This is a genomic window from Marinococcus tarijensis (assembly GCF_054971385.1).
Genome location: NZ_JBQOJA010000015.1, coordinates 66,638 through 79,449, shown reverse-complemented (window position 1 = coordinate 79,449; position 12,812 = coordinate 66,638). Strand labels below are relative to the sequence as shown.

The following is a 12,812-nucleotide window of genomic DNA, read 5'->3' as shown; positions in this document are numbered from 1 at the left end:
AAAATAATAAAATCAAGGCGCTGCAGCGCCGCCATTACTTCACTCGTAACCCGGAGGGTTACAAACAACGCCTGCTTTTAGAGTGTAACGACAAGCGGGTGCAGTATTGAAGGGTCAAGAACATATTTTGGTGTTGAGCCACTATTTTTATTAGTAATTTTCTATATACGGTGTCAGCAAGCTCTATAAATTTTCATGCGCAGAAAATAATTTCGTTCAATATCTTTCACGCGCAAGGTGAATAACGTCTTTCCATGCTGCAGCCGCTGCTCCTGTTGGGGAAGACGCGCCCCCAGAAACGAAGACCCTTCCCATCGTATCTGTGGAAAAAAGCACTGCCTTTTCCGCACCGTCAACGCAGAAGAAAGGATGCTCCCTCGTGAGTAGCCTGGGTTCAACGGAAACCACGGTTCCCTCTGCCGTCTTGTGCGCTTTCCCGACTAGTTTCCACTTTGTTTTCCCTTGCTCCGCCTGCTTCCATTCAGCCTCAGAGAGCTGATCCAGACCGCGCACTGTGACGTTCTTCCAGTTCACTTCCGGCGCAAGGCAGGCTTTGGTCAGAAAATACATTTTTAGCGCTGTATCTTTCCCCCCAATATCCTCAGAAGGGTCTGTCTCGGCTTTCCCTTCTTTTTTTGCTGTTTTCCACGCCTCCTGCAGCGTAATATTTTCAGCTGCGACCCTTGTCGCAATCATGTTGCTGGTTCCGTTCAGCAGTCCTTCGATTGCATGTATTTCCGCCCCTGCTAAGCTGTACAGGGCTGTGTCCACAGTCGGGAGGGCAGCGGCTGCCGCTCCGCTGTATTTTATTGATCTTCCGGAAGCTTCAGCAAGCTCGTGCAGATTATCCCAGGCATAGGCAAGCGCTCCTTTACTGACGCAGACAACATCCACCCCATGCTTTAACGCTGACTGCATGAGCGGCAGTCCCGATCCCCCGGTTAATATATCTGTTTCTGCTGCATCAATGAATATATCCGCCTGGCTGTCCGCCCACAGCTGGTCTACATTCCTTGGCGGCAGCGAGCCGTCATCCACACGGCCGGTTTCCTCTTTTACTTCCAGCAGCTGTTTTAGATCCAGCCCGCCGCTATGCACTACAGCCCCGCTTCGGTCAAGCACAGCGGTAATTTTTATATGCACCCCGTGCGTGCGCTTCCACTCTTTTTCTTTATTCATCAATACACGGACCGCTGCCTGTCCCACAGCCCCAAATCCGGATAAAACAATATTCATGCATTTTCGCCCTCCCCCTGGCTTTAAAGCTCAGTTGACTTTATTATACTAGAGAATTTTTCAGTATTGAGCACCTTTTTTGAATAACAGTACGCAGGAGGCGTATAATTTTTTATGACTCAATTACCAGCAGGACGTGTCATATAAAGGAGAGATTTTCATGCCAGCATTTAAAGATATGCCGCTTTCAGTATTAAATTTATCCCCGGTAAACGAAGGGGAAACAGCGGGAGATTCATTTGCAAAAAGCCTCGAGCTGACTCAGCATGCCGAAAAACTCGGCTATAACCGCTTATGGGTGGCAGAGCACCATAACATGGAAGGAATCGCGAGCTCGGCTACTTCTGTATTACTCAGCTACCTTGCCGGAGGAACGTCAAGCATCCGTCTCGGCTCGGGCGGTATTATGCTTCCGAACCACGCCCCGCTTGCGATTGCTGAACAGTTCGGCACACTCGAAAGCCTGTACCCGGGACGCATTGATCTAGGGCTCGGACGGGCACCGGGGACAGATCAAACGACAGCTGCAGCCCTCCGCCGTCATGTAAACAGCGGAGAAGACTTTCCGGCCCGTCTTGAAGAGCTGCAGAGATATTTCCAGGATCCAGCTAATATGGCCATCCCTCCGCAGGTAAAAGCCGTGCCGGGCGCAGGTTTAGATATTCCAATCTGGCTTTTGGGATCCAGCGGATTCAGCGCCCAGCTTGCCGGACAGCTTGGACTTCCGTATGCCTTCGCCGGCCACTTTGCGGCAGAGAATATGAAAGCAGCCCTGCAGCTGTATTTGGATTCGTTCCAGCCGTCTGAGGTGCTCGATGAACCCTATGCCATGACCGGTATCAATGTAATCGCCGGAGAGACAGATGAGGAAGCCGACTACCTTGGCACTACAATGAAACAGCAGTTTCTCAGCTTAATCCGCAATCGTCCGGGGAAAATACAGCCACCGGTAGAAGATATGGACGCACTCTGGACGTCCCAGGAAAAAGCGATGATGGCACGCTGGGACGCCGGCACGATCCAGGGCGGACCAGAATCCGTACGTCAGCAGCTTGAAGATTTTTCTTCAAGCGTCCCGGTTCATGAAATTATGATCAGCGGCAGTGTATACGACCAGTCCAAACGCCTTCGTTCCTATGAGCTCATCAAAGAAGTACAAAAACAATCAACTGCCACTACAGCTTCGATCTAATAAAAAGCCCGCGTCTGTTCGCTTTACGGCAACAGGCGCGGACTTTTTTATTTCGGGCGTTCAAGCGTAAATAATTCCCCAAGCTTGGAATAATCATTTCCTGCCAGACGTGCGACCGGCTTCAGCTTATCAGGAAGAATATAATTGTGTTCACTGTCATATACTCCCTCGGAAACATGGATACATATAATTTCTGCAAATATAACATCCTGAGTAATTTTTCCTTCGGCGTTTTGAAGCGGCACGTGCTTATGCAGCCGGCATTCAAAGCGGATATTTGCTTCTTCGATACCGGGCACTTCCACCATTTTGCTTGGCACCGTATGTAGAACAGTGTGCTCGAGTTCATTCTCCTCCGGCGGGAGCGTGGCTGCTGTAATGTTTAAATCCTCTACAATACCTTCATCGCTTATGTGTATCACCAATTCTTCGCGGTCCAAAATATTTTTTGCACTGTCCTTTGGCTTCCCGTCCTTTCTCGTAATAGATATCATTAACACCGGCGGGTCCGGACTTACCGCATTAAAAAAGCTGAACGGTGCTGCGTTTAATGTTTCGTCTTCTGCCATCGTGGTGACGAAGGCTATCGGGCGGGGGATGACCGCGCCTGTCAATAGCTTATACACTTCTTTTACCGGCAGATCATCTGGATGCAGTTCATGCATAGTATACAGTCTCCTTTTTTCGAATATTTTATACGTATTCCCTGTCGGAGTTCATTTCAAAAGAACTGCCGGAAATAATTTCCCTTGGAATTTTGCATGCAGTTGATATAATAAAACAGTGCGTCTAAAGGAGAGTATAAACATGATAGGAAAAATTGCCTCTACGGCTGTGTATGTAGAAGATCAGCAGCGGGCAAAAGAATTCTGGACAGAAAAAATAGGATTTGAAGTCCGGCGCGAAGACCCGCTTGGGCCAAACGCGTACCGGCTCGAGGTAGCAGCCCCGGGGGCGGAAACAGCACTCGCTATCTACCCTAAATCCTACGTTATGAACTGGCAGGAGCTGAAGCCATCGATTGTTTTTGAATGCGACAATGTGCACGCCTCCTACCAGTGGATGAAAGCCCAGAATATTGTTTTTGACGAAGAACCAACAGAGATGAATGGAATTACTTATGCAAGCTTTCGCGATGAAGACGATAATGTGTTTCTGTTAAAAAGCTGACAAGCGCTGCCGTATCGGCAGCGCTTATTTTACGCATCCTTCCAGTCATCAGCAGTCATGCCGTACATATCTACATCCTCGTAGCAGCTCCATTTCCAGACGTCCTGGCGCAGAGTGCCTTCATAACGCATGCCGATTCGCTTTAACACTCCGGCCGAAGCCTGATTTTTACTCATTACAGGAGCTGTCAGCCGGTTCGTCTTCAATGTGCGGAAGCTGAAGTCCCGTATCAGCGCCGCTGCTTCACTCATATAACCGTTCCCCCAGTAGTCCGCCCCGAGCCAGTACCCAAGCTCGCCGCGGCGGTGTTCAGGCTGCACGCGCACCGTGATGTTTCCCATTAATTCGTCTTCATCTTTTTTAGTAACAGCAAACGGGAAACAGGAGCCTTCCTCCATCCAGCCTGGATGATGCCCGATCCACCACCTTGCATCTTCTTCTGTATAGGGGTATGGGAGCTCCAGGGTTGTTTTCGCAATACGGTAGTTATTTGCAAGCTCTGCTAACACCTCTACATCCTTTTCCGAAAAAGGCCTTAAAAGCAGCCGGCCGCTTTCTAGCTGCATAGTGATTCCTCCTTCTAGGATTTTCTCATGGTCATCTCGGCCTGGCCCCGGTCAAAACGGATATTGGCAAATGCTCCGTTAATAAACGTCCATTGTGGAGGCATGTGCCCAATATCAGCGTCATACCAGACAGGAAGGCGGCCCCCGAACAGCTCCCTCAGACTGTCCTCCATGGTAAAGCCTTCTGTCTCATTGTATCCTTCGGGCCGGCCTATAAGTAAGCCGGAAGCGTTATCCAGCCAGCCCGCCTGCTGCAGCTGCCACAGGGCACGATGAATTTCTGCTGCATCCATGCCTGTGGACTCCAGGTACCAAATAACTTTTTCTGAACGCCACTCCTGTACGCGGTCCAGCGGGGTGCCGACAAGACGCGGCAGCGTATTCAGGCACCCGCCAAGAAGACGCCCGCTCAATTCATCCGTATTCGCCCCTCCAAGATGCTTCCACACCGTCCGCTTATCCAGCACAAATCCTGAGCCTGGCTGCTCAAATGCCTTCTCCCAGGACGATTGATAATACGAGCTTGAGTGCTGGTAGATGGCTTCGCCCAGCGGAGCTTTTAAAGCCCGCTCCCATTTTTTTGTCACGTCGTCCCAAATAGGCGCAGCCAGATCAAACAAATTCGTGCCATGGGCCGAAGCCGTTCCTGTCATCATCGTGTAGGCAAAGGCAAGTGTACTCGTATCAGAATAGCCGAGAATCCAGGTGGGCGGCAGGTCACGCAGCCATTCCCATTCCAGCAGGGGCAGAATATCTACGATTCTCTCTCCTCCCCACGGAGGCATCACTACTTGCACCTCCGGGTCTGCCAGTGCCATCATCAGCTCCTCGGCTCTTTGAAAACGGTCGGCACTTGCTGCCTTCTGCTGCCACCAAGCCGTTTCTCCGACCCGGACATGAAAGCCTCTCGTTTCGACTTTTTTCACCGCCTGCTGAAGCACCCCGTGTAAAGACGCAGGTACTCCGCTCGACGGCGCTGTTACATAAATTGTATCTCCCTTTTTTAGAGCTTCAGGGTACTTCATACTCCACCTGCTTTCTTTACCTGATTTTTTTGCATAAGCACGGTGTCCCGCCATTTTTATTCAACAGAATATTGGGAAAAATTTTTAGCTGTGATACAATAACCAAATATTGTATCGAAGGTGGTCCTCATAAATGAAAGCTATTTTGCTGGGCCTTACAGCAGCCCTTTTTTTTTCTGTCACGTTTGTTTTGAACCGTTCGATGGAGCTTTCCGGCGGCCACTGGGCCTGGAGTGCGTCGCTTCGTTATTTTTTTATGCTGCCCATGCTTATCTTAATCGTCGGAGCACAGAAACGGCTTCGCCCCGTTTTCCATCATCTCCGCGCCCGTCCTTCAGAGTGGCTTCTTTGGAGCACAGTCGGTTTTGGCCTCTTTTACGCACCCATCGCCTTTTCCACCGTCTACGGTCCTGGCTGGCTTGTCGCCGCCACTTTTCAAATTACTATCATTGCCGGGTCGCTGCTTGTGCCTTTTTTACATAAAACATCCGGATCTAAGCAGCGCATCCCGCTCCAGAGCGTACTAATCTCTTTAGTGATTCTTGCGGGAGTGTTTATTATGCAGGCTGAACATGCTTCAGCTGTTCCGCTACTGAATGTCTGGCTCTGTGTTCTTCCCCTGCTGCTGGCTGCCTTTGCCTATCCGCTTGGCAACCGGAAAATGATGCACGTCGCCGGAAACGGGCTCACTACTTTCCAGCGGGTGCTTGGCATGACTATTGCGAGCATGCCCTTTTGGATTATTTTAGCATTGTATGGAGCTTCCGTACACGGACTTCCCGGCAGGTCTCAGATTTCCCAGTCCTTCATCGTTGCTGTTTCCTCCGGAATCATTGCCACTGTCCTGTTTTTTTATGCTACGGAGCTGGTGAAAAACGATACTGCCAAATTAGCCGGCGTCGAAGCGACTCAGTCCGGGGAAGTGCTGTTTGCCCTTATCGGCGAAATGCTTCTGCTTCATACGGCAGCACCTTCGGCCTTGACGTTCTCCGGCATTGCGCTCGTGCTCGCGGGCATGATTCTTCACAGCCTCCGCGCCGCTTTGGCAGCGAGGAAAATGAAAACTGCAGATATATAAGAAGCTCCGCCTGTTTCCAGGTGAAGCTTCTTTGTTTAGTACAGCCTGATTTTTTTCAGATCAAAGGAAGGGATCAATTCTTCTTCCATTGCCCGTCCGAGCAGGGTTTCCACAGCGGCGTACCCGTCATCGCCAAGCTTACGGGTGAATTCGTTAACATACAGCTCGATGTGGGACTGAGCCACCTCCGGGGACATCTCCTGGGCGTTTTCCATGACAAAATCACTTGACGCCTCCGGATGCTCCCAGGCGTATTCCACAGAGCGCCGGGCATTATCTGCGAGCGTCTGCGTATCTAAATGGCGGCGGGCAATGATCGCTCCAAGCGGAATCGGGAAGCCGGTGTCTCTTTCCCACCAGCTGCCCATGTCCTCTACAAGCGACAGGCCATAATTATGGTACGTGAATCGGGCTTCATGAATAACAAGGCCGGCATCTATTTCACCGTCCCGGACTGCCGGCATAATATCATCGAAGGGCATCACTTTAATTTCTCCAACACCTTCAGGGATCACCTTGGATGCCCATAAACGGAACAGCAGATAAGCCGTGGACCGTTCACTCGGCACTGCTACCGTTTTACCGATCAAATGTTCAGGCGTTTTTTCGCCCTTTGTTAATACTAAGGGGCCACAGCCGTACCCAAGGGCACCACCGCTCGGAAGAAGAGCATAATCTTCAAGCACCCATGGAAGAGCCGCGTAGGAAATTTTCATCACTTCCGGTCCTTCTTTGTTTGCGGCCCAGTGGTTAGTAATATCAATATCTGCAAATGTGACTTCCGGAGCTTCTGTATCCTTTACCAGCCCATGCGTCCAGGCATGGAACACGAACGTGTCGTTGGGACACGGGGAAAAAGCTATTTTCATGATGATGTAACCTCCTGCAATATAAGTACAGCCGACCGCAGAGAATCCAGTGCTCCCGGTATGTTCCAGGCGTCCCTGTCTCTTGGCCCGACTTCATTTGATATGGCGCGTATTTCCATTACCGGAATTCCGAAATAGCTGGCGGCCGCTGCCACGCCGTAGCCTTCCATTGCTTCTGCCGCAGCATCTTCATATAAAAACGCCCGCTGGTTCACCGTTGCCTGTGTACCGGTTACGGTCGACACAGAAAGCACCGGGGCTTCAACAGCTGAAATTCCATTCTCTGCAAGACGCCGGATCAGCTCAGGCGTATACCTTTTTTCTGCCGGAAAACGCGTCGGCCCCAGCCCAAGCTTTTCGAGCGGAGCGAATCCTTCCTCTGTCTCTGCCCCCATATCCGCAGCGACGATTTCGCTGGCTGCCACAATATCACCCAGCCAGGCTTTATCCGGAAATGCACCCGCAATACCGGCGTTTATAACTAAATCATAGTCGTGTTCAGCAAGCAGCAGCGATGTCCGGACACTCATCTGTGCTGCTCCGACACCGCCTACCTGCACCTCCCAGGCATCTTCTGCCTCTACTGCTTCCTGCAGGGCTTCTTTTTCTGCCTCTACAGAAACCATTACCAGTACAGATGGTTTTTTCTCCATGCGCTTCCCTCCAAGCCGTAATCAAGCTTCTGCTGCCCGCCTATAAAAAAGACACGAGCGCAGATGGCTCCTGTCCTTTTATTATGAACCTTTTACAGTGAAATTTCCAGAAAAGCGGCAGCCGCCGGCACGGAAATTAACGCAGCTTCTCCCACTCCTCTTCGAGCATACTCATCTCCACAAGAGACCAATACGTGTTCCCTACAAGACGAAGATCCCGTTTTACCCCTTCGCGCTGAAAGCCGGCACGCTCATAGCACCGCAAAGCGGAAGCGTTAAAATCAAAAACTCCGAGAGCCACCCGGTGCAGCTGCAATTCGTCAAAAGCGATCCGGCATACCTCCCGGACCATCCACTGCCCAAGACCCACCCCACGCATCGTTTCATCTCCAACGAGCACCTTGCCTATCCGTCCGGAACGATCGTGGTAGTTAATGGCCCCAAGCGATATGTGACCGACGGGTACTCCGCTTGTTTGATGCAGGGCAGTATAGACAAGCCGTTTAGGATTATCTCCCTCCTGCTGCCTGCGGTAATCATCGAGCTGTTCTGCATTCAGCGGGTATGTAAAAGCTTCTCCGCTCCACTGCTTTAAAAAATCGGCCGACGGCACCCACTCGATTAACCTGTCATAATGCTCCCGTTTAAAGGGTACCAGCTTCACCTCAGCAATCGCGTTATTCAATCCAGACACCTGCCCTGTGTTAATATTGTCTGTCTATCATATGCGATACAGATAACCGGCCGCAACCGTCTTCAAACAAAAAACCGGCGCAGGCAGCGCCGGTTTCACTTAAGATGCCTCTTCTTTATTTAAGGAGGCGAATACGTTTATCCCTTTAGCTTCGAGATATTCAACCGCTTTTCGCACAGGCAGTTTTCCGAGTCCGAACTCATGCTGAACCACTTCTTCGATTTTTTCAATCGACTGCAGATCTCTTTTTTCCGTCGTTCCGTCTGGATGATAGATGCGCATCCGGTTATTTTTCAGCGTAATGTTTCGTGTTGGCTGCCACATCTGCAGTCTCAGCAGTGACATAAACATGGCGTCCTCCCGGTGGGAATGACCTACCATATCGTTAAGATATTTCTGGCTTCTCGGCTGGTCAGCGTTAAATACCCACTGATCTTTTGTCAGCGTCCCTTTTATATATCGTTTGAATTCATACAAATGATTTTCTTTATCCACCGGACTGATGACAATCTTTTCATCGTGATACATATAAATGTTCCGGTCGGACCTCTCCAGGCGCACCGGTGAAAAAATCGGCGCCGAAACGGCACAGTCCACGAGAATATGCTCGCCCTGCAGCCGGACAACAGTCGCGATGTGTTCCGGACCCATATCAATATTGTAAGCATCAAAGCCTAAATCCTGAAGTATAGCCGCCACCTTCTGATTAACGGTAAAGCACGTGCCTCCGAACTGGTATTTTTCGAAATTATCGACAAAGGTTTGCGTGTCCGGCGTATAATTTTCCAAGGTATTTTCCCGGTGGTATATTAGTTTGCTCGCATTTTCAAATGGAAGGGTAAACAAGTGAGCGTTCATAATTTTGGCCAGATAAGAAAAAGAAGGTTCCTCCACCGTCAAACGTAGGGCTTCCAAATACCGCTTCGTGCTGCTTTTAACCATGTTCACCACTCCTGTTTATCTGAATTATCTAAATATAATATTTATTATTCTCCTGCCTGGATTTTTATCGTACCATTATTTTCTGAAAATTTCGAGTAATTAGGCGATAATGTAGAAATTACTTTGTTAGATTTTCTTTCATTACTCTTTCTTGTTTGTGTTATTCCTGTGTATTTTTCCGATAAAACCTATTCAGAAGAAAAAATATGTTAAATAAATTCACATAAAATGAAAAGAAGCCGTTTAACGACTTCTTTACTGCTTTGGTACACGTATTCCTAAAGCTGTTACAAAACTGGCGGCGTAAATCAAAGCGAGAACACCGAAGGCCCATTCGACAGACACAGCCTGGCTTACTGCGGTGCTGAGCACCGGCCCGATACTGGCCCCGATAAATAAAATAAATGTATACAGCGACGTTGCCACCCCTCTCACTTCAGCCCCCACCTGGTTGATAAGCGCAATAATCGCAGGAACGATTAAACCAGCTCCGACCGTAAACAGCACGCTCCATGCTACAAGCAGCCATAAACTGTCGGTTACGATCATCAGCAAAAGTGATAGCGCTCCGATACCGAGACCGGCGCGAAGAATAAACGGACTGCCGACACGCATGCTCTATTTCCCTGTGAAAAAAGCAACACTGATGCCCAGCAGCCCCGCAGCGCGAACGTATAAAATGTCTCCCTGACTTAGCTGGAACACGCCCTGCAGGTACTGCCCAAGCGAAGAATACATCCCCACAAAAACCATAAGCACCGAAAGAGTGACGATAAAGCAGAGCAGCAGGCTCTTATTTTTGGCTGCCGTCTGCAGTTGGGAGAAAAAAGAAGGCTTACTGCCCGTTTTTCCTTTCGACGGATCTACCGGAAGCAGGCGCCACATTAAAACAAAGGTGAGCACATACACAATACCGAGCAGTAAAAAGGCCCAGTGCCAGCTGGCCGCCTGCATGGCGGCACTGCTCCACGTCTGGCCGAAAATCCCGGCAATTAAAAAGCCGGCGCTGATAAACCCGATAACCGAGCCTCTCTTAGCCGGTGCAAACATATCGCCAATGTAAGCAAGCGCTACCGGTGAAAATGAAGCAGCCGCCAGCCCCTGGAGAGCCCGGCCGATCAGCAGAGCAGCAAAGGTCGACACCATCCCGAGCAAAAGAGTTACGACAGCAAGCACAAGCAAGCCTGCTACAATCGTGCGTTTTCTCCCCGCCCGTTCCGATAACGGGCCGTACAGCAGACAGCCTGCCGCGAAAAAGATGGAAAAAATACTCCCTGCCCAGGCGGCTTCTCCGGCAGAAATATGAAATGCTTCCGAAAAAGTTGGTATGAGCGGTATTGTCATGTACAAACTCGACATGACAATCAGCCCTGACCAGAACAAAAGCCCGGTCATCAGTCGTTCTGAATGGAATTCGCCTGTTTCATACTGCATGTGCTCTTCCTTCTTTCGATTAATAGTTTTCCATTTCGGTCTTCGTTTTATTTTTTCCAGCTAAAGGAATAGGAACGAAGAGATTAAAGGAGGTAAATACTATGTATGACGTTATTGTAATTGGAAGCGGTTCGGCGGGTATGACCGCTGCAGGAAACCTAAATGGAGCCGGCTGGAACACGGCTATAGTGGATGAACGTCCCTACGGCGGCACCTGCGCCCTGCGTGGATGCGACCCGAAGAAGGTTCTCATCCATGCTTCAGAGGTGCTCGAGCAGGCCCAGCGTCTCCAAGGCCTTGGTCTTGAAGGCAGCTTATCCATCCACTGGGAAGATTTGATGAATTTCAAACGCACCTTTGTCGAGGGCGTGCCGGAAGCTATCGAACAAAGCTTAAAAGACAGCGGCATTGATACCCTGCACGGACGCGCCCATTTTATCGACCATGAAACGATAGAAGTGGACGGACGCCCCATTAAGGGTAAAAAATTCGTACTCGCCACCGGCGCAAGCCCCGCCAGCCTTCCAATTGAAGGATCTGAACATATGCTCAGCAGCGATGATTTTCTCGAACTCGATCAGCTGCCATCAAGCATTGTTTTTATCGGCGGCGGCTATATTTCCTTTGAGTTTGCCCATATTGCCAAACGGGCGGGAGCCGATGTTCATATTCTACAGCGCGGAGATCGTGCATTGAAAGGATTTGATACTGAGCTTGTCCAAAAGCTCATTGACTACTCCGAATCGATCGGTGTGCACGTGCACCTGCATACCGAAGCAGCCGAAATACGTCCGGAGGGCAGCGGGTATCAGGTTTATACAAAGAAAGAAGAATCCTTTTATGGCGATATTGTCGTTCATGGCAGCGGCCGCACGCCGAACGTGCAAACGCTGAATCTGGAAAAAGCGGGTGCTGCCTACGATAAAAAGCAGGGTATTACTGTAAATGAATATCTGCAAAATACGACCAATGAAAATATTTACGCCGCCGGCGACTGCGCCGATACGGCCGGCAGCCCGTTAACTCCATTAGCCGGATTTGAGGCAGGCTACGTGTCCACCAATCTGCTCGAAAACAACAGCACGCCCATTCATTACGGACCGATCGCTTCTGCAGCATTCACCGTGCCCGGGTTAACAGCGGTAGGCCTGACAGGTGAAGCGGCTTCTGACCGCGGACTTTCTACAGTTACTGAAGACGTCAGCTCGTGGTTTACGTACAAGCACAAAAATGAAAAAACGGCTTTTGTAAAATTAATTATTGATAAGGAGAAGGACATCATTGTCGGCGCTCACGCGTTAAACAGTGATGCAGCCTCGTTCATTAACTATATGACGCTTGTGATTCAGCACGAGATCCCGGCGAGCTCCTTATCCCGGACAATGTTTGCATATCCGACCAACGCTTCGGACCTTCAGTATTTCGTTTAGCTTTTACCGTGGAAAAATACATGCCGGGCTTCAAAATGGTCATGGCTGAGGTCTAGCAGCCCGTAGGAAAACATCGCCGCCTTTCGCTTATCCGTCGGCGACCCCGGGTTAAACATTAACGTTTTCCCGGCATACCGCAGGTAGGGGATATGGGAATGACCGAAAATAATAATATCCTTCCGGCCGGGGGCAAACGCTTCCCCGGCCCTTTTTTCAGTTGTTCCCTTCTCTCCGTGACCGTGCACAATACCGATACGCCACCCTTCAAGAACGATCTCCTCTTTCTCTCCCACCAGAGCTTTTATATCGTCCCCGTCCACATTTCCATATACTCCCGTAAGCGGGGCGTACTGCTTTAAATCCTCCAGCACGTCCGGGCTCTGCCAGTCTCCGGCATGAATAATATAATCAGCCTCTGCAAATTCCCCATAAAGCTCCTTCGGCCACTCCTTTGCCTTTTTCGGCATATGGGTGTCCGCAATCACCAGTACCCTCATTTCGTCCTCCTCATAAAAAAGAGCTC

Annotated in this window: 15 protein-coding genes; 4 read left to right on the top strand and 11 right to left on the bottom strand. The window is 50.0% G+C overall.

The genetic code is table 11. From position 1 onward, the window contains the following. Window positions 1-216: 216 nt before the first annotated feature. Window positions 217-1,236, bottom strand: coding sequence for a hypothetical protein (locus tag ACTTK7_RS10235; protein WP_462867921.1), 1,020 nt, complete (start codon window positions 1,234-1,236; stop codon window positions 217-219). Window positions 1,237-1,396: 160 nt separating this feature from the next. Here ACTTK7_RS10235 and ACTTK7_RS10230 point away from each other — a divergent pair, with 160 nt between their 5' ends. Then, a complete protein-coding gene (locus ACTTK7_RS10230) occupies window positions 1,397-2,428 on the top strand; it encodes an LLM class flavin-dependent oxidoreductase (RefSeq protein WP_462867919.1) in 1,032 nt (343 codons plus the stop codon). A 47-nt stretch (window positions 2,429-2,475) separates the two neighbouring features. Here ACTTK7_RS10230 and ACTTK7_RS10225 read toward each other — a convergent pair whose 3' ends face one another. Then, window positions 2,476-3,093 (bottom strand): flavin reductase family protein, encoded by a 618-nt coding sequence (locus ACTTK7_RS10225; RefSeq protein ID WP_462867917.1) that lies wholly within the window; start codon window positions 3,091-3,093, stop codon window positions 2,476-2,478. A gap of 142 nt (window positions 3,094-3,235) precedes the next feature. On the opposite strand from ACTTK7_RS10225, the gene ACTTK7_RS10220 reads away from it, so the two are divergent. Beyond that, entirely contained in the window at window positions 3,236-3,598 is a 363-nt protein-coding gene (locus ACTTK7_RS10220; RefSeq protein WP_462867916.1) for a VOC family protein, read from the top strand. 29 nt (window positions 3,599-3,627) lie between these two features. Here the strand turns inward: ACTTK7_RS10220 and ACTTK7_RS10215 are convergent, their stop codons facing one another. Together ACTTK7_RS10215 and ACTTK7_RS10210 are read right to left on the bottom strand one after the other, a co-directional pair. Continuing rightward, entirely contained in the window at window positions 3,628-4,164 is a 537-nt protein-coding gene (locus ACTTK7_RS10215) for a GNAT family N-acetyltransferase (RefSeq protein ID WP_462867914.1), read from the bottom strand. A gap of 14 nt (window positions 4,165-4,178) precedes the next feature. Continuing rightward, entirely contained in the window at window positions 4,179-5,189 is a 1,011-nt protein-coding gene (locus ACTTK7_RS10210; RefSeq protein ID WP_462867912.1) for a S66 family peptidase, read from the bottom strand. Window positions 5,190-5,322: 133 nt separating this feature from the next. Here ACTTK7_RS10210 and ACTTK7_RS10205 point away from each other — a divergent pair, with 133 nt between their 5' ends. Further along, window positions 5,323-6,267, top strand: coding sequence for a DMT family transporter (locus ACTTK7_RS10205; RefSeq protein WP_462867910.1), 945 nt, complete (start codon window positions 5,323-5,325; stop codon window positions 6,265-6,267). Window positions 6,268-6,302: 35 nt separating this feature from the next. Here the strand turns inward: ACTTK7_RS10205 and ACTTK7_RS10200 are convergent, their stop codons facing one another. From ACTTK7_RS10200 to ACTTK7_RS10175, 6 genes are all read right to left on the bottom strand, one after another. Next, a complete protein-coding gene (locus ACTTK7_RS10200; protein ID WP_462867908.1) occupies window positions 6,303-7,136 on the bottom strand; it encodes a 1,4-dihydroxy-6-naphthoate synthase in 834 nt (277 codons plus the stop codon). Next, on the bottom strand, window positions 7,133-7,789 hold the full coding sequence (locus ACTTK7_RS10195; protein WP_462867906.1) for a futalosine hydrolase: 657 nt from the start codon (window positions 7,787-7,789) through the stop codon (window positions 7,133-7,135). Before ACTTK7_RS10195 ends, ACTTK7_RS10200 begins: the two co-directional genes overlap by 4 nt. 136 nt (window positions 7,790-7,925) lie before the next feature. After that, window positions 7,926-8,474: a GNAT family N-acetyltransferase gene (locus tag ACTTK7_RS10190; protein ID WP_462867904.1), complete on the bottom strand. Its 549-nt coding sequence runs from the start codon at window positions 8,472-8,474 to the stop codon at window positions 7,926-7,928. A 108-nt stretch (window positions 8,475-8,582) separates the two neighbouring features. Next, complete coding sequence (locus tag ACTTK7_RS10185; RefSeq protein WP_462867902.1) at window positions 8,583-9,425, bottom strand: arylamine N-acetyltransferase; 843 nt, start codon at window positions 9,423-9,425, stop codon at window positions 8,583-8,585. Window positions 9,426-9,680: 255 nt separating this feature from the next. Further along, window positions 9,681-10,040: an MFS transporter gene (locus ACTTK7_RS10180; protein ID WP_462867900.1), complete on the bottom strand. Its 360-nt coding sequence runs from the start codon at window positions 10,038-10,040 to the stop codon at window positions 9,681-9,683. Between the two features lie 3 nt (window positions 10,041-10,043). After that, window positions 10,044-10,859 (bottom strand): MFS transporter, encoded by an 816-nt coding sequence (locus tag ACTTK7_RS10175; protein WP_462867899.1) that lies wholly within the window; start codon window positions 10,857-10,859, stop codon window positions 10,044-10,046. A 101-nt stretch (window positions 10,860-10,960) separates the two neighbouring features. Here ACTTK7_RS10175 and ACTTK7_RS10170 point away from each other — a divergent pair, with 101 nt between their 5' ends. Beyond that, the gene (locus ACTTK7_RS10170) at window positions 10,961-12,289 is read left to right on the top strand and encodes a dihydrolipoyl dehydrogenase family protein (RefSeq protein ID WP_462867897.1); all 1,329 of its coding nucleotides are present in this window, start codon (window positions 10,961-10,963) and stop codon (window positions 12,287-12,289) included. On the opposite strand, the gene ACTTK7_RS10165 is transcribed toward ACTTK7_RS10170, so the two are convergent. Continuing rightward, entirely contained in the window at window positions 12,286-12,786 is a 501-nt protein-coding gene (locus ACTTK7_RS10165; RefSeq protein ID WP_462867895.1) for a metallophosphoesterase family protein, read from the bottom strand. The genes ACTTK7_RS10170 and ACTTK7_RS10165 overlap by 4 nt on opposite strands. Window positions 12,787-12,812: the final 26 nt, after the last annotated feature.